This window comes from Microbacterium sp. GXF0217 (genome assembly GCF_054798195.1).
This window is the reverse complement of the sequence record NZ_JBSJZG010000006.1, coordinates 37372-54423: the sequence shown is the minus strand read 5'-3', so window position 1 is coordinate 54423 and position 17052 is coordinate 37372. Positions and strand designations below refer to the sequence as shown.

Sequence of the window (17052 nt, the reverse complement as noted above, 5' to 3'; positions counted from 1 at the left end):
AGGACGGCGTCAGCGCACGCGGACGCCGTCCTTCCACACCCCGGTCACGAGCGGGACGCCCGGCCGATAGGCCAGGTGGATGCGGGTGGGCGCGTCCAGCAGCACGAGATCGGCGCGCATCCCGGGCGCGACGGCACCGATGTCGTCGCGCCGCAGCGCCTTCGCGCCGCCGGCCGTCGCCGCCCACACGGCCTCGCCGGGCGTCATCCCCATGTCGCGCACGGCCACAGCGATGCAGAACGGCATCGAGCTCGTGAAGCTCGACCCGGGGTTCGTGTCGCACGCGAGTGCCACGGTCACGCCGTCGTCGATGAGGCGGCGCGCATCGGGGTAGGGCTGGCGGGTGGAGAACTCCACCCCCGGGAGCAGCGTCAGCACGGTCTCGGATTCCGCGAGGGCCGCGACGTCCTCGTCGGTGAGGTACGTGCCGTGATCCACGGAAGCCGCGCCCAACTCGACAGCGAGGCGCACGCCGTCGCCCGGCCCGAGCTGACTCGCGTGCACGCGGGGCAGGAGTCCGCGGGCGATCCCTGCCTCCAGCACGCGGCGGGATTGGGCGACGGAGAACGCGCCGGTCTCGCAGAACACGTCGATCCAGCGCGCGTACGGGGCTGCGGCATCCAGCATCGGGCCGGTCACGAGGTCGACGTATGCATCGGCGCGGTCCGCGTATTCGACCGGAACGACGTGCGCGCCGAGGAACGTGACCTCCGGGGTGACCTCGGCGGCGAGACGGACGAGTCGTTCCTCGTCCGCGACGCTCAGACCGTAGCCGCTCTTGATCTCGACGGTCGTGGTGCCCTGGGCGAGCATCTCGTCGATGAAGCCGCGCAGCCGCGCGCGGAGTTCCTCGTCCGAGGCCGCGCGCGTCGCCGCGACCGTCGAACGGATGCCGCCCGCGGCATATCTCTCGCCTGCCATGCGCGCCTCGAACTCGGCTGCGCGATCGCCGCCGAACACGAGGTGGCTGTGGCTGTCGACGAACCCCGGAAGGACGGCACGGCCGGCGGCATCCACGACGTCATCGGACGCGGGCGCCGCGGCGGCAGAGCCGACCCAGACGATGCGGTCGCCGTCGATCAGGACGGCGGCGTCGCGCAGCGGTGCGCCGCCGACGTTCGTCGTCAGCTCGGCGATGTTCGTGAGGAGAGTGCTCACAGCATCGGCACCTTCAGGCCGCGCTCGCGCGCGATGTCGCTGGCGTGCTCGTAGCCGGCATCCACATGCCGCATGACCCCGGTCCCGGGGTCGTTGGTCAGCACCCTGGCGAGCTTCTCGGCCGCGAGCGCCGAACCGTCCGCGACCGTCACCTGCCCGGCGTGGATCGAGCGGCCGATGCCGACCCCGCCGCCGTGATGCAGCGACACCCAGGAGGCGCCGGATGCCGTGTTCAGCAGGGCGTTCAGCAGCGGCCAGTCCGCAATCGCGTCCGAGCCGTCCTTCATGGCCTCGGTCTCGCGGTACGGCGACGCCACGGAGCCCGCATCGAGGTGGTCCCGGCCGATGACGATCGGTGCCGACAGCTCCCCTGAGGCCACCATCTCGTTGAAGCGCAGCCCGGCGAGGTGGCGTTCCTGGTAGCCGAGCCAGCAGATCCGAGCCGGCAGACCCTCGAACCGGACCTTCTCCCCCGCCTTGTCGAGCCAGCGGTGCAGCGCGGCATCCTCGGGGAAGAGCTCGGCGATCGCACGATCGGTCCTGCGGATGTCCTCGGGATCGCCCGAGAGCGCAGCCCACCGGAACGGCCCGCGCCCCTCCTCGAACTGCGGGCGGATGTACGCCGGCACGAAACCGGGGAAGGCGAACGCCCGCTCGAATCCGCCCAGTTCGGCCTCCGCGCGGATCGAGTTGCCGTAGTCGAAGACGGCGGCCCCGGCATCCTGGAACCCGACCATGGCGGCCACGTGCGCGGCCATGGACGCACGAGCGCGCCGAGTGAAGCCGTCCGGATCCCGGGATGCCTCGGTCTTCCAGTCCTCGACCGCGACGTCGAGCGGGAGGTAGGCGAGCGGATCGTGCGCGCTGGTCTGGTCGGTGACGATGTCGATCGGCACACCGCGGCTGAGCAGTTCGGGGAAGACGGCGGCGGCGTTGCCGACGACTCCGACGGACAGCGCCGCACCGGTCTCTCTGGCGGCGAGCACGCGGGCGACCGCGGTATCCAGATCGGTCGTGTACTCGTCCAGGTAGCCGTGCGCGACGCGGCGCGCGAGGCGGGACTCGTCCACATCGACGATGAGCACGGCGCCGTCGTTCATGGTCACGGCGAGCGGCTGCGCGCCGCCCATGCCGCCGGCGCCGCCGGTCAGGGTCAGTGTGCCGGCGAGCGAATCGCGGCCGAGCGAGCGCGCCACGGCGGCGAAGGTCTCATAGGTCCCCTGCAGGATGCCCTGCGTGCCGATGTAGATCCAGCTGCCCGCCGTCATCTGCCCGTACATGATGAGGCCGAGCTCTTCCAGCCGTCGGAACTCCGGCCAGTTGGCCCAGTCGCCGACGAGGTTCGAGTTGGCGATCAGCACGCGTGGCGCCCACTCGTGCGTGCGGAACACGCCGACCGGCTTCCCGGATTGCACGAGAAGCGTCTCGTCCGGTTCCAGCTCGTCGAGCGTCCGCACGATCGCGTCGTACGCCTCCCAGCTGCGAGCCGCTCGCCCCGTGCCGCCGTAGACGACGAGGTCCTCCGGGTGCTCGGCGACCTCCGGGTCGAGGTTGTTCATCAGCATCCGCTTCGCGGCTTCGGCACCCCAGCTCTTGGCGGTGCGCTGGTTGCCGCGCGGCGCTCGGATCTCACGAGACATGGGCGTGCTCCTCTGCAGTGCGGGCGACGGCGCCCGATCGGACGAGTTCGGTGACAGCCTCCATGTCGGGTGACAGGAAGCGATCGGGGCCCGGTCCCGCGGCGACGGTGCGCACGAGGTCGCGGACGGCACCCGTGACCGGGGCCGCGTGAAGCGGCGCGCGCAGATCCAGAGCGCGCGCACCGGTGAGGATCTCGATCGCGAGCACGCGGCTCAGTCCGTCGATCGCGCGGCGCAGCTTGCGGGCGGCTGACCACCCCATCGAGACGTGGTCCTCCTGCATCGCGGACGACGGGATGGAGTCGACGGATGCCGGGACGGCCAGCCGCTTGAGCTCGGACACGATGCCGGCGGCGGCGTACTGGGCGATCATGAGGCCGGAGTCGACTCCGACCTCATGCGCGAGGAACGGCGGCAGGCCGTGGCTGCGGGTGGGGTCGAGGGCACGGTCGGTACGGCGCTCCGAGATGCTCGCGACGTCGGCGACGGAGATCGCGAGGAAATCGAGCACCGCCGCGACCGGCGCACCGTGGAAGTTCCCATTGGATTCAATCCGTCCGTCGAGAGTGATCACCGGATTGTCGATCACGCTGGCGAGCTCGCGGGTGGCGATCGTCGCGGCGTACCCGGTCGTGTCCCGCGCGGCCCCGTGCACCTGCGGGGAGCAGCGCAGCGAGTAGGCGTCCTGCACGCGGCCGTCCTCCGGACCCTTGTGGCTCGCTACGATCGGCGAGTCGGCCAGGAAAGCGCGCAGGTTCGCGGCGGACGTCGCCTGGCCGGACTGCGGTCGCAGCGCCATGAGGTCGGCGGCGAACACGGCATCCGTTCCCAGCTGGCTCTCCACCGACATCGCGGCGGCGACGTCGGCCGTCCTCAGCAGGACGTCGAGGTCGTGCAGGGCGAGCGCCAGCATCCCCAGCATCCCGTCGGTGCCGTTGATGAGGGCCAGGCCCTCCTTCTCCTCCAGGACCAGGGGCCGGATACCGGCGGCTGCGAGGGCCTCGGATGCCGGGACGAGACCGGCATCGGTGTGCACGTCGCCCTCCCCCATCGCTGCGAGCGCGATGTGCGCGAGCGGAGCGAGATCGCCGGAGCAGCCGAGCGAACCGTACTCGCGGACGAGGGGGGCGATCCCGGCGTTCAGCAGCGCGGCGTACGTCTCCGCAACGACGGGGCGCACCCCGGTCCGGCCGGAGGCGAGGGTCTGCAGGCGCAGCAGCTGCAGCCCGCGGACGACCTCGCGCTCGACCTCGGCGCCCGCCCCCGCGGCATGCGAGCGGATCAGGCTCGCCTGCAGCTGCCGACGGCGGTCGGCCGCGATGAACGTGGTCGCGAGCGCACCGAACCCGGTCGAGACGCCGTAGTGCGGATCCGGGTCGGCGGCGAGCGCGTCGACGATGCTCCGCGACTCGGCGATGCGATCGAGGGCCGACGAGTCGATCTCGACGCGTGCGCCGTGGCGGGCGACGGCGACGACCTCGGCGACGGACAGGGGTTCGCGGCCGATGACGACAGGGGGAAGCGCACTCATGATCCTGATTCCACACCTCCCGAGGACCGCGTGACAGCGGTTCGTGCGATGATCTGTCTGTGATCCCAGACAGCGCGATCGGCGACCGCCCGCAGGTGCCGGCGGCCGACCAGACGCTGCGGATCCTGCGGCACCTCGCCGGTCGGCCGGCTCCGGTCGCGGCATCCGCGATCGCCCGCGAACTGGACCTGCCGCGGTCGACCGTTTACCACCTGCTCACGACGCTCGCAGCGCACGGATTCGTGCTGCACCTGCGCGAGGAGCGGCGCTGGAGCCTTGGTACGGCCGCATCCGAACTCGCCGGAGGTTTCGCGCGCCAGCAACCACTCGCCCGGCTGGGGAGACCGCTCGTCGCGGCCCTGGCGGACTCCCTCGGCGAGAGCACGCATCTGGCGGTCATGAGCGGGTCCGACGTGGTCTACATCGTCGAGGAGCGCGCGCCGCGACGACCGGCCCTCGTGACCGAGGTCGGCGTGCGCCTTCCCGCACATCTGACCGCGACGGGTCGGGCGATGCTGGCGGCGCTGCCCCGCGAGCAGGTGCGGGCGCTGTATCCGGACGCGTCCGCCTTCCCGTCGCGCACCGGGATCGGCCCCGTGCGCCCCGGCGAGCTGCGCGACCTGCTGCGCGGCGTGCGCGCGCGCGGCTACGCCATCGAGGACGGCGAGGTGACCCCCGCGCTGCGTTCGGTGGGCGCCGCCGTGCTGGACGCCGCCGGCTGGCCGATCGCCGCGGTCGCGGCGACCTGGCCGATAGGCACCGGTCCGCACGAGCAGGATGCCGCGAACGCCGTGCAGGAGGCGGCCGCGGAGCTGCACAGGCGACTGCGGTGACATCCGGCGTTACACCCTGCGACCCGGCGGCGGCGACGGCTGACGGGCGCGCTACGCTCGAGAGGTGCTCGAGACTCTCACCGGATTCGCTGTGGTGGGCGTCGCGATCGCCGTCGGCTACGTCATCGGCCGGATCGACCTCCTCGGTCCGCACGCGCGCCACGTCCTCGGGAGACTGACGTTCTTCGTCCTGTCGCCGTTCCTGCTGTTCACCGTGTTGGCGCAGGCCGACGCCAAGGTGCTGTTCTCGTCGCTGCTCCCTGTTTCCGCGATCGCCGCGGTCGTCGTCATCGCCGGATACACGCTCATCGCCCGGTTCGCGTGGAAGCGCAGCGCTGGCGAGACTGTCATCGGCGCGCTCTCGGCCGGGCAGGTGAACTCCAACAACATCGGCATCCCGCTGTCCCTGTATCTGCTGGGCAGCGCCGCGTATCCCGCCCCAGTGATCCTCCTGCAGCTGCTCGTGTTCACCCCGATCTCGCTGACGATCCTCGATGCCGTGACGAGCAGCCGGAAATCCTCCGTCTGGCGCACGATCGGGCGCACCGCGAGCAACCCGATCATCCTCGGATCCGTGCTGGGCACGATCGTCTCGGTGTCGGGCCTCGAACTCCCGCCGATTGTCATGGAGCCGGCTGTGCTCGTCGCCAACGCGTGCGTGCCTGTACTGCTGATCAGCTACGGCATCTCCTTGTTCGGCCAGCGCGTGCTCGGTACGTCGGGCCACCGCAAGGACGTGCTGCTCGCATCGACGCTCAAGCTGCTCGTGATGCCGGTCGTCGCGTGGGCCGTGGCCCAGTTTGTGTTCGACCTGTCGGCGCACGAGGTGCTCATCGTCGTCGTCCTGGCCGCGCTGCCGACCGCGCAGAACGTCTTCAACTACTCGCAGCGGTACGACATCGGCGAAGCGATCTCGCGGGACACGGTGTTCATCACCACGATCGGGTGCGTGCCCGTGCTGCTCGCCGCGACCCTGATCCTCGGGTGACCCCTCGCTACCGTGCGCGCAGCACGGCGGGCAGGACGATGTGCGCATCCGGGATCATCCCCGGCGTGACGCGCTTGCGGAAGATCCAGTAGCTCCACGCCTGGTAGACGAGGATCACCGGCAGCGCCGCCACGGCGACCACGGTCATGACCCCGAGCGTATAGGCGCTGTTCGACGCGTTCCAGACGGTCAGATCGAACGCCGCATCCACGGTCGAGGGCAGCACGAGCGGGAACATCCCGGCGAACACCGCTCCCGCGCCGAACAGGCCGAATCCGGCATAGCCGATGAACGCCCAGCCCTCGCGGCGACGGCGTGCGGCGACCCATCCGATCGCCGCGCCGACGACGGCCAGCAGGATGAGCGTCCATGCAAGCGCATTCCCTCCGTGCGCGAGCTGCACCCAGATCGCCCAGCCGGCGGCCGGAACGAGGCACAGCGGCGCCCAGGTCGCGGCGAAGCGGTCGGCCCGCTCGCGCACGGGCCCATCCGCCTTGAGCCCGAGGAACGTCGCGGAGTGCGCCAGTGCGAACCCGACCACCGCCAGCCCGCCGACGACGGCTGCGGGCGTCAGCCACACGAAGGGTCCGCCGACGCGGTCGCCGTTCGCGTCGATCGGCAGGCCGAGCGATGTCAGCGCGAGCGCGGCGCCGATGCAGAACGCCACGACGAGGGATCCGAGGCCGATCATCCACGTCCAGAACGTGCGCCACCGTTCGGTGTGGATCTTGCCGCGGTACTCGATGCCGACCGCGCGCACGATGAGACCGACCAGCGTGATCGTCAGCGGGATGTACAGCGTGGAGAACAGGGACGCGTACCAGGCCGGGAACGCCGCGAAGATCGCCGCCCCCGCGGTGATCAGCCACACCTCGTTGCCATCCCAGACGGGGCCGATCGTGTTGAGCATGACCCGGCGGTCGCGCTCGGCACGGGTGGAGAAGATCATGTGCATGCCGACGCCAAGGTCGAAGCCCTCGAGCAGCAGGTAGCCGATCCACAGCACGGCGATCGCGATGAACCAGACGACGGGAAGGGGTTCCATGGTCATTCCTCTCGTTGCATCCGGTCAGTAGGCGAAGGCGAGCACATCGTCCCGCTTGTCGTCGTCCGGGCGGTCGTCGTGGGCATCCGAATGGCCTGTCAGCTCCGGCATGGAGGCCGCGACTCCGCCGCGGATGTACTTCGTCATGAGGAACAGTTCGATCACGAGCATGACGCCGTACACAGCGGTCAGCGTGATGACCGAGAACAGCATCTCTCCGGCGGTCACCCCGGGAGACACCGCAGCCGCGGTGAACATGAACACTCCGTCGACGCCGGTGGCATCCGGATTCGGCGCGACCACGAACGGCTGTCGGCCCATCTCGGTGAAGATCCAGCCTGCGATATTGGCCGCGAACGGCGCGACGATTCCGAGCAGCGCGAGTCGCATGATCCACGGCGAGCGCATGACCGTGCCCTTTCGGGTCAGCCACAGGGCGATCACGGCGCCGGCCGCGACGATGCCGCCGAGACCGATCATCAGGCGGAAGCCCCAATAGGTCACCCACATGACCGGCACGTACTCGACCTCGCTGCCCGCTCGGTCGCCGTACAGCTCGTCATCCGGGATGGTCTCGCCGTACTGGTTCACGTACTGGGGCTCGAGGTCGCTGATCCCCGGCATCTCGGCGCCCCACTCCCCCGTGCCGAGGAAGCCGAGGACTCCGGGGATCTCGATGAGCGTGATGACGTCGGCGCAGTCGCGGGAACCCGGGTCGCCCAGCGACAGCACCGAGAACGAGGATCCGGTGTGGCAGGCGGCTTCGGCGGCCGCCATCTTCATCGGCTGCTGCTCGTACATGAGCTTGCCCTGGATGTCTCCGGTGGCGACGGTGCCGGCGAATCCGAGGATCGCGACCACGGCACCGAAGCGCAGCGACCAGAGCCACACGCCGTGGTCCTTGCGGTCGCGACCGGGAACGGACGGCGCTTCGCCGACGACGACGCGACCCTTCTCGTCCACCGTGTCGATGCCGTCGTGGCGGCGCCGCCAGAGGTGGTACCAGGAGATCCCGAGCAGGAACATTCCGGCAACGACGAGCGCGCCGAAGATGGTGTGCGTGTACGCCGCGATCGCGGTGTTGTTGGTGAGCACGGCCCACACGTCGGTCATGACGGGGCGTCCGTCGTCGCCGAGTTCGACACCGACCGGATGCTGCATCCACGAGTTCGCGACGATGATGAAGTACGCCGAGATCCACGACCCGATCACCGCACACCACAGCGCCGCGAGGTGCAGTCCCTTGCGCAGGCGCCCCCAGCCGAAGATCCAGATGCCGAGGAACGTGGATTCGACGAAGAAGGCGAGCAGGCCCTCCATCGCGAGCGGTGCGCCGAAGACGTCGCCGACGAAGCGGGAGTACTCGCTCCACGCCATGCCGAACTGGAACTCCTGCACGAGGCCGGTGGCAACGCCGACGATGAAGTTGATCAGATAGACCTTGCCCCAGAACTTGGTCATGCGCAGGAACTTCTCATCCCCCGTGCGCACCCACCGCGTCTGCATGATGGCGACGGCCATGCCGAGCCCGATCGTCAGCGGGACCATCAGGAAGTGATAGACGGTCGTGATGCCGAACTGCCATCTGGCGATGTCGAGAACGTCCACTGCTGCTCCTCGCGGGTCATGGATCGCTTGAATTCTACATCGGGTAGAACTTCTTCGACAGAGCATAGAACAAATTCGACCGGGGGTAGAATAGACCTGGCCGTGGGAAACCGCGACACGGCCAGGAGGATGACATGGGAACTCTGGGTGAACTCGAACGCACCGTCATGGATGCTGTTTGGGATGCCGCGACTCCCGTCTCGGCGTACGACGTGAAGGACCAGCTGGATGCCGATGGTCGCGCGCTCGCCGTGACGACGCTGCTCACGGTCCTCTCGCGGCTCGAGAAGAAGGGCTTCGTCGCGTCTGATCGATCGGCCAGGCCGCACCGCTACACAGCGGTGGCTTCCCGCGCGGATCACGTCGCCGAACTCATGCACTCCGTCCTGGGTGACGGCGGCGACCGCACCGCCGTGCTGGAGCGCTTCGTCGGCGGCGTCTCCGCCGAGGACGCCGCGGTTCTGCGCCAACTGCTCGCCGCGTCCTGATCGACACCATGACTCTGATCCCAGCCGTGAGCGATGAAGCTCTGGTCGGTGCGCTCGTCATTCCGCATGGCGCGATCGTCGTCGCCGCGCTGACGCTCGGCGTGATCGCGATCGCGCTGGCCTGGCCGGTGCCCGTCGCACTTTCGCGCGCCAGTTGGCCGATGCGGATGCCGGTCATGGCACTGCTGCTCTGGCAGGCGATCGGTCTCGCCGGCGGACTGTCGATGATCGGCGCTCTCGCGCTTGCCGGGTACGCGGTCGCGCCGCGGCATCCGTGGCTCGCCCTGGTCCCCGCCGCCGCGTTCACGCTCTACCTGCTGGCGCATCTCGCCGTCACGATCGTGCAGGTCACGCGTCAGCGGCACCGCCACCTCGCGCTGCTCGACATGCTGACCTCCCCCCACCCCACCAGAGCGCGCACGCGCGTGATCGACGAGGCCGTGCCGGTCGCTTATTGCCTGCCGCATGGCGCCCGGTCGGTCACGGTGCTGTCCCAGGGGCTGCTGGACCGGCTGGATTCCGATGAGCTCGTCGCCGTGATCGCACATGAGCGGGCGCACGTCGAGCAGCGTCATGACCTGCTGCTGCTGGCGTTCCGCGCGTGGCGCTCCGCCCTGCCCTGGTTCCCGATCGCGGCGCGCGCTGAGGCCGAAGTGGCCGCGCTCGTCGAGATGCTGGCGGACGACCACGCCCGTCGTGAAGTCCGCGATGAGGTCCTCGCCAGGGCGATCCTCGCGGTCGGCGCGAGCGGTGTGCCAGGCACGGAACTCGTGGTGTCCGGGTCGACGCGCGTCAGCGACCGGTTCCGCCGGCTCGCGGCCTGACGGTCGAGGCCCGACGGTCGAGGCCCGACGGTCGAGGCCCGACGGTCGAGGCCCGGAGCGACGTTTCACGAATGCTGTGACGAATCACGGACTTTCTGCGTCGATCGGTTCGTGATTCGTCACCGCATTCGTGATTCGTACCGGCGATCAGCGAGCGAGGGACACCACGTCGTCCTCAGGCATCCGGTCGGCCACGCGGTGCGAGACGAGCAGGACGATGCGATCGGCGGTGGCCGTGCGCACATCCGCCATCATCGCGGCGGCGGTCGGCTCGTCCAGGTGCGCGGTGGGCTCGTCGAGGAGGATGACGTCCGCGCGCGTGAGCAGGGCCCTCGCCACCGCGAGCCGCTGACGCTCGCCTCCGGAGAGCGCAGATCCGCCGGCTCCCACCGGGGTGTCGAGCCCGTCGGCGAGACCGTCGAGCAGCGGGCCGAGGCCGGCGCGCACGAGGGAGGATCGCAGGGTGTCGTCGTCCGGGGCATCCGCGCGGGTGCGCGCCAGGAGGAGGTTGCCGCGCAGGGTCGAGTCGAAGACGTAGGCGTCCTGCGGGCACCACGCGACGCGGTCGCGCCACGCGCGCCCGTCGAGCCGCGTGAGCGGCACACCATCGGCTTCCACCGCGCCGCGCTCCACGGGAAGCGCCCCCATGACGGCCGAGAGCACAGTGGACTTCCCCGATCCCGATGGTCCGCGCAGCACCAGCCAGCGTCCGCGGTGCGCGATCCCGCGCACGTCGGCGACCGCCGGATGAGCCATTCCCGGATACCGGATCGTGACGTCGTCCAACACGAGCTCTCGGGTCGCGGCAGCGGGTGTGTGCGTCCCCCACTCCGGCATGGGCGCGGGCCGCAGGATCGGGTCGAGCCGCGCCAGCACGGCACGCACTGCCGGGATGCGCTGGCCGGCCGCCACGAGGCCCGTGAGCGGTTCGATCAGGGCGAGCGCGAGCAGAGCGATCACGGACGCGTTCTCGGCCGGCAGATGCGGTGACAGCGGCGCGATGAGGACGGCCAGGACGGCGACGGCGCCGGTGATCAGCGCGGATCCGAGACCCGCGGACCAGGCCGTGCGGCGTTCAGCGTCCGCGAGACGGGTTGCGCCGGCATCCAGGATCTCCAGCGCCGCCGGCGTCACGCCGTTGCCCCGCAGATCGTCGGCTGCGGCGGTGAGAGCCGCCGTGCCGCGCACGATCTCGGAGCGGGCCGCGACGCGCTCGGCACCAGCGCCCCGTTCGGTCGCGATCACCAGAGCGGATGCCGCAGTCACCGCGAGCACCAGCACCGACGCGACGAGGAGCGCGAGGTGCGGGGCGACGAATCCGGTCGTGACGATCGCGGCCAGCGTCACCAGCACTCCCGCACCGATCGGCGGCAGGACGCGGGGCAGCTGGTCGCGCAGGTCGTCGGCGAGCGTCACGAGGTAGTCCAGCGGTGCGCCGCCCTCGAGCAGACGGCGCGATCCAGCGCCGCGCGCCGCGATCGCGCGCCAGAGCCGCAGGCGGAGCGCATCGACGACCTGGAACGCGGCGCGATGCGTCACGAGGCGCTCGGCGTAGCGCCCGACCGCACGGCCGATGCCGAAGGCGCGCACCCCGACGATCGCCACGAGGAGGTACATGATGTACTCCTCGACGCTCGCCCGCACGATGAGCCAGCCGGAAACCGCGGTCAGGGCGATGCCGAGCCCGGCGGCGACCGCCGCGAGCAGGATGGATGCCGTCCAGATCCAGCGATGCGGCCGCAGCAGAGCGCGGAGCGTGAGGCGCTGACGTCCGGTCGGCGCGTCCAGCAGGTCGCCGTCGCCGTCAGCGTCCTCCGCAACGCCAGAGGACACCAATGATCGACTCACGCCCTCCGACGCGATCCCGTGCGGCCCCTCGCAATCGGCGACACCGTCTTCCGCACCACCAGAAGACACGAATGGCCGCATCACGCCCTCCGACGCGATCCCGTGCGGCCCCTCCTGATCGGACAGCTCGGCGACCGCCGCTCCGACCGTGATCTCCCTCGTTGCGAGGGCGAGCGTCTCGGGCTCATGACTCGCGAGCACCACGATGCACCGAGCGGCGCGGCGCAGGATCGCCGCCCTGACGAGATCGGCCGACGCCTGATCGAGGTGCGCAGTGGGTTCGTCGAGCACGAGCAGGCGTGCCCCGGCATCCACGCGGGCGAGCGCCCTGGCCACCGCCAGTCGACGCTGCTCCCCCGGACTGAGCTCGGCGACCGCGGCATCCGCGAGCGCAGCGATGCCCAGCTCGTCCAGCACCTCGCGGCCCGCCCCGTACAGCGCCGCCTCGTCGCGCGGCATGTCGGCGAACGCCCTAGGCGCCTGCGGCGCCCAGGCCACGGCATCGGGGTCGACACCGCTCACGCGACCGGTGATCTCCGCATCCGCGGGGAGGACGCCCGCGAGCGCCGCGAGCAGTGTGGATTTCCCCGCGCCGCTGGGTCCTGTCACCGCGACGATGCCGCGCAGGTCGCCGTCGACGGCATCCAGAGCGGGACGATCCCGCCCGGCGTAGCGCACCGATAGCGACTCGACCCGCGGCGCTGGGCCCGCCGCCTGGCGCACATCGTGAGCGCCTGCGCGTCCGAGCAGTGCCCGGACCCGGTCGAGCACGGACAGGCCGTCCTGGGACGCGTGGAACGCGGTCCCCACCTCGCGCAGGGCAGTGAAGCACTCCGGGGCCAGGATGAGCGCGAGAAGCGCGGGCTCGAGCTCCATGGTGCCGTTCAGCAGACGCAGCCCGAGGAACACCGCGACGATCGCGACCGAGATCGTCGCGATCAGTTCGAGCGCGAGAGCGGAGAGGAACGCCCACCGCAGGGTCTCCTCCGTGCGCGTGCGATAGCGCGTCTGGATGTCGTCGAGCGCCGCGGTCTGCGCGTCGACGCGGCCGAGCCCGACGAGCACAGGAAGACCGCGCGCGAGTTCGGCCAGATGATCGGCCAGCCGCGTGAGGGCCGTGAGAGCGGCATCCGTGCGCTGCTGAGTGTGCTTGCCGATCAGGATCATGAACAGCGGCACGAGGGGCACCGTCAGCACGATCACGAGCGCGCTGAGCCAGTCGGCGCCGAGAATGCGCACCCCGACGATCAGGGGCACCACGGCCGCGGCGATCACCGCGGGAACGGTCTGCACGAAGTAGTCGTCGAGGTCGTCGAGGCCATCCGCGGCGAGCACCGCAGTGCCACCCCCTGTCGCATCTCCCCCGGCGATCCGACGCCAGAGCTGCGCGCGCAGATCCCGCTTCACGCCGGCGGCGATGCGTCGCGCCAGCACGGATACGGCCCACTCGGCCCCTGCCCTGAGCACGGCGCCGAGGAGGCCGAGCACGAGCAGCAGGCGCAGCGCGGCCGGATCGATTTCACCGGCGGACAGCCCGCCGATTCCCCGCGCGACGCCTTCGGCGATGAGCACGAGCCCGAGGGCCCGCGCCGCGGCGAGCGCTCCGAGCGCGTAGAGCGATGCTCGCGGAACGGCAGAGAGATCGGGCCGACGGAATCCGGGTGCGCGAGCGGTCCGTTCCGCCTCGAGCACCCAGGGATCGTTCGGGATCTCGACTCGACTCACCCCTAAATTCTACAACGCGTAGAACTCGTTCGAGCGCCAGGCGGTCCGGCGGATGGGAGGCTGGAGGAGAAACGCAAGGAGTGAACATGCCTCAGAACATCCTCGTGATCGGCGCGTCCGGCACGATCGGGTCTGCCGTCGCCGACGCTCTCGAGTCCCGCGGCCACCGGGTCATCCGTTCATCGCGGAGCACGGGCGAGCGCGTCGACATCCACGATACGGACTCACTGGAAGCTCTCTTCACCCGGATCGGAGATGTGGATGCCGTCGTCACGACGCTCGGATCGTCCCCGTTCCGCCCCGTGGACGAGCTCGAACCCGGCGATTTCCGCGCCGCTCTCGACGACAAGACGCTCGGTCAGATCTCCGTCGCGACCGTCGCCGCCCGACACCTGCGCGACGGCGGTTCGATCACCGTGACGACCGGCGTGCTGAGCACGCAGCCGGTGCCGACCGGCGCCACCGCCACCGTCGCGAACGGGGCGCTCAACGCGTACGTCGGCGCGATCGCCCCGTACCTCGGGCGCGGGCTGCGCATCAACGCGCTCAGCCCGAACGTGCTGCAGGAGTCGCCCGGCTATCACGCGAGCTTCCCCGGCTTCACGCCGGTCGCCGCGGCGGACGTCGCCAGGGCGTATGCGGACGTGATCGAGGGCGATGCCTCCGGGACCGTCGTCGCCGTCTGATACGGCGTCGCCATACGACGAAGCCCCACTCCGTGAGGAGTAGGGCTTCGTGATTCGGTGGACCTAAGGGGATTCGAACCCCTGACCTCCTCGATGCGAACGAGGCGCGCTACCAACTGCGCCATAGGCCCGTGAACCTCAGTCAGATTATCACGATCTGAGGGGTGCGATTCTCCACCCGCTCACCCAGCGGCGCGACGCGCGAGCATCTGACGGACGTGATCCTCGATCTCGCCGTCATCGACGAACCCCATCCGCGAGTAGGGCGAATCCGACGCCGCCGGCGTCTCGCGCGGAGCGAGCCTGACCGGTTCGTCCGGTGCCATGCTCGCTGCGCGCTCGCGCAGTTCGGCGAGACGCGCTGCCCGCCGCAGCTCTTCCTTCGCCTCGATCTCGGCGCGCGCGACCTGTGCACGCGATCCGGCGAGCGAGGTGAGCGGTTCCGGCAGCGGACGGGGCGTCCAGGACGGCGTCCCCTGGTCGTGCAGCGGCGGCGAGACCCGAGGGGCCGCCACCTCGGCGACGACAGCAGGACGACGAGCGGCGCGCGACGCGACCCGCGACATCCGCTGCAGCACGAGCAGCGACGCGAGAGCGACGGCGCCGCCGACCCAGATCAGCGTCTGCACGCCGGTCGCAAGCAGCTGCCATGTTCCGACCCCCGCGACCGCGAGCCCGGCGAGCATGAGCACGAAGGCGGTCATCCGCACTCGCCGTCGCGCACGCGCCTGCTGCAGCGCGGGGTCGGCCTGGGCCGCCGCGAGCTCCTCGCGCAGCCGCACGAGCTCGGCGGCCTCCTTCTCGGACTGCACGCGCTTGGCGAGCTTCTGCTGCGCCAGGGCGGTGCGGGCGTTGAGCTCGAGACGCACTTCATCCGGCGTCTCGCTCGTCTCGGCCAGGATCCGCAGTGCCTGGTTGAGACGGACGGCGTTCCGCTCCGAGGCGTTGTACTGATACCGCCCGCGCCAGCTCGGCAGCAGGTACAGCATCCACAGGAGCACAGCGACGAGGACGATCACGCCCCCACTCAGCACCGGCCCGTTCATACGCTCAACGGTAAGGGCACCGGCACCCGCGACCGCGGACGACGAGCGCGTGTCGCCTGCGAATCAGATCGAGAGTCGATCCGAGGGCGGGATCGCCGCGGCATCCTGCGGAGCCTGTCCCTCGACCCAGCGAGCGAGCACGCCGCGCGGGACGTCCTCCCTGGTCAGGGCGAAGGCGTAGTGGTCGCGCCAGTCGCCGTCGATGTGGATGTACTTCCGGCGCAGCCCTTCGTACCGGAACCCGAGCTTCTGGACGACCCGCAGACTCGCCGCATTCTCGGGTCGGATGCAGATCTCCATCCGATGCAGCCCGTATTCGGCGAAGCTCGCATCCGTCGCCAGCGCGACAGCGGTCGGGGTGATCCCCCGACCGGCGAACCGCTCGCTCACCCAGTAACCGATGGTCGCCGAGCACAGGGATCCGCGCGCGACGCCCCACACGTTGAGCTGACCGGCGATCTCGCCGTCGTACAGCATGACGAACGGATAGCCGGCTCCGTCACGATACTGCTGCAGCAGGCGTCGGATGCCGACGCGCATGTCGAAGGACGCCACCCCGTTCGGGATGGTCGCCTCCCAGCGCTGCAGCCACGCCCGGTTGCTCAGCAGCTCCTGCTGGAGGGCGCGCGCATCGCGGGCGCGGATGAGCCGGAGCTCGACCTTGCCGTGCCTGTGCCCCGTCAGCAGTTCCATCGCCCGCCTCGCTTCGCGGCCTAGAGGCGCTCGGCGAACTCCTTCAGCCACGGCCGCAGGTCGGCACCGAGGTCATCCCGATCGGTCGCCAGCTGCACGATCGCCTTGATGTAGTCGACGCGGTCACCCGTGTCGTACCGGCGACCGCCGAAGATCACGCCGACGACGCCGGGGCCGCCATCGCGAGTGGCCAGCTCCTCGAGGGCATCGGTCAGCTGGATCTCGCCGCCCTTGCCCGGTTCGGTGTGCTCGAGCACATCGAACACGCTCGCGGGAAGCACATAGCGGCCGATGATGGCGAGGTTCGAAGGCGCGTCCTCCTGCGCCGGCTTCTCGACGAGGCCGGTGACGCGGACGACGTCGTCGCGGTCGGTCGTCTCGACAGCCGCGGCGCCGTACATGTGGATGCTGGCCGGGTCGACCTCCATCAGGGCGACGACGGCAGCGCCGGTCGCCTCGTGGACCTCGAGCATCGTGGTCAGCAGCGCGTCGCGCTCGTCGATGAGGTCATCGCCCAGCAGAACGGCGAACGAGCTGTCGCCGACGTGCGTCCTGGCACGAAGAACGGCGTGGCCGAGACCCTTCGGCTCGCCCTGGCGGACGAAGTGGATGTCTGCGAGGTCGCTGGACTGCACGACGCGGGCGAGTCGGCCCGTGTCGCCCTTCTCCATCAGTTTGACCTCGAGCTCGGGGACGGAGTCGAAGTGGTTCGAGATGGCGTTCTTGTTGCGCCCGATGATCACGAGGATGTCATCGATACCGGCGGCGGCTGCCTCTTCCACCACGTACTGGATCGCCGGCTTGTCGACGACGGGCAGCATCTCCTTCGGCATCGCCTTCGTCGCCGGCAGGAACCGCGTACCGAGTCCTGCCGCCGGAATGACGGCCTTGATCTTGTGATTTGCCATTGGGCCAGCTTAGCGGGCAGCGGGGATGACC

General features: G+C 70.3%; 14 protein-coding genes and 1 tRNA gene. 5 read left to right on the top strand and 10 right to left on the bottom strand.

The annotated features are described in order from the left end of the window. Window positions 1–9: 9 nt before the first annotated feature. The 3 genes from hutI to hutH are packed head-to-tail and all read right to left on the bottom strand — an operon-like array spanning window position 10 to window position 4329. Window positions 10–1158 carry an imidazolonepropionase gene (gene hutI, locus ACWAT3_RS13100; protein WP_460799079.1) on the bottom strand — a complete coding sequence of 383 codons (1149 nt, stop codon included), beginning with the start codon at window positions 1156–1158 and terminating at the stop codon, window positions 10–12. Then, window positions 1155–2798, bottom strand: coding sequence for a urocanate hydratase (hutU, locus tag ACWAT3_RS13095; RefSeq protein ID WP_460799077.1), 1644 nt, complete (start codon window positions 2796–2798; stop codon window positions 1155–1157). The genes hutI and hutU overlap by 4 nt, the downstream gene beginning before the upstream one ends. Next, complete coding sequence (gene hutH / locus ACWAT3_RS13090) at window positions 2788–4329, bottom strand: histidine ammonia-lyase (protein WP_460799075.1); 1542 nt, start codon at window positions 4327–4329, stop codon at window positions 2788–2790. The genes hutU and hutH overlap by 11 nt, the downstream gene beginning before the upstream one ends. Before the next feature lie 53 nt (window positions 4330–4382). Here hutH and ACWAT3_RS13085 point away from each other — a divergent pair, with 53 nt between their 5' ends. Further along, window positions 4383–5162 carry an IclR family transcriptional regulator gene (locus tag ACWAT3_RS13085; protein ID WP_460799380.1) on the top strand — a complete coding sequence of 260 codons (780 nt, stop codon included), beginning with the start codon at window positions 4383–4385 and terminating at the stop codon, window positions 5160–5162. A gap of 64 nt (window positions 5163–5226) precedes the next feature. After that, a complete protein-coding gene (locus ACWAT3_RS13080) occupies window positions 5227–6150 on the top strand; it encodes an AEC family transporter (RefSeq protein ID WP_460799073.1) in 924 nt (307 codons plus the stop codon). A gap of 7 nt (window positions 6151–6157) precedes the next feature. Here ACWAT3_RS13080 and cydB read toward each other — a convergent pair whose 3' ends face one another. Together cydB and ACWAT3_RS13070 are read right to left on the bottom strand one after the other, a co-directional pair. Further along, a complete protein-coding gene (cydB, locus tag ACWAT3_RS13075) occupies window positions 6158–7195 on the bottom strand; it encodes a cytochrome d ubiquinol oxidase subunit II (protein ID WP_460799071.1) in 1038 nt (345 codons plus the stop codon). Between the two features lie 24 nt (window positions 7196–7219). Further along, window positions 7220–8803 (bottom strand): cytochrome ubiquinol oxidase subunit I, encoded by a 1584-nt coding sequence (locus ACWAT3_RS13070; RefSeq protein ID WP_460799069.1) that lies wholly within the window; start codon window positions 8801–8803, stop codon window positions 7220–7222. A gap of 134 nt (window positions 8804–8937) precedes the next feature. Here ACWAT3_RS13070 and ACWAT3_RS13065 point away from each other — a divergent pair, with 134 nt between their 5' ends. Both ACWAT3_RS13065 and ACWAT3_RS13060 read left to right on the top strand, forming a co-directional pair. Next, window positions 8938–9291 carry a BlaI/MecI/CopY family transcriptional regulator gene (locus ACWAT3_RS13065; RefSeq protein WP_460799067.1) on the top strand — a complete coding sequence of 118 codons (354 nt, stop codon included), beginning with the start codon at window positions 8938–8940 and terminating at the stop codon, window positions 9289–9291. 26 nt (window positions 9292–9317) lie between these two features. Continuing rightward, entirely contained in the window at window positions 9318–10115 is a 798-nt protein-coding gene (locus tag ACWAT3_RS13060) for a M56 family metallopeptidase (RefSeq protein ID WP_460799065.1), read from the top strand. A 147-nt stretch (window positions 10116–10262) separates the two neighbouring features. Here the strand turns inward: ACWAT3_RS13060 and cydC are convergent, their stop codons facing one another. Continuing rightward, a complete protein-coding gene (gene cydC / locus ACWAT3_RS13055) occupies window positions 10263–13688 on the bottom strand; it encodes a thiol reductant ABC exporter subunit CydC (RefSeq protein WP_460799063.1) in 3426 nt (1141 codons plus the stop codon). An 86-nt stretch (window positions 13689–13774) separates the two neighbouring features. Here cydC and ACWAT3_RS13050 point away from each other — a divergent pair, with 86 nt between their 5' ends. Further along, the gene (locus tag ACWAT3_RS13050; protein WP_460799061.1) at window positions 13775–14374 is read left to right on the top strand and encodes a short chain dehydrogenase; all 600 of its coding nucleotides are present in this window, start codon (window positions 13775–13777) and stop codon (window positions 14372–14374) included. A 58-nt stretch (window positions 14375–14432) separates the two neighbouring features. On the opposite strand, the gene ACWAT3_RS13045 is transcribed toward ACWAT3_RS13050, so the two are convergent. The 4 genes from ACWAT3_RS13045 to galU form a co-directional block, all read right to left on the bottom strand. Further along, window positions 14433–14505 (bottom strand) — tRNA-Ala (locus ACWAT3_RS13045). Between the two features lie 51 nt (window positions 14506–14556). Next, window positions 14557–15420 carry a hypothetical protein gene (locus tag ACWAT3_RS13040; protein ID WP_460799060.1) on the bottom strand — a complete coding sequence of 288 codons (864 nt, stop codon included), beginning with the start codon at window positions 15418–15420 and terminating at the stop codon, window positions 14557–14559. A gap of 63 nt (window positions 15421–15483) precedes the next feature. Continuing rightward, window positions 15484–16113, bottom strand: a complete 630-nt coding sequence (locus ACWAT3_RS13035; protein WP_460799058.1) for a GNAT family N-acetyltransferase — start codon at window positions 16111–16113, stop codon at window positions 15484–15486. Window positions 16114–16133: 20 nt separating this feature from the next. Further along, on the bottom strand, window positions 16134–17021 hold the full coding sequence (gene galU, locus ACWAT3_RS13030) for a UTP--glucose-1-phosphate uridylyltransferase GalU (RefSeq protein WP_460799056.1): 888 nt from the start codon (window positions 17019–17021) through the stop codon (window positions 16134–16136). Window positions 17022–17052: the final 31 nt, after the last annotated feature.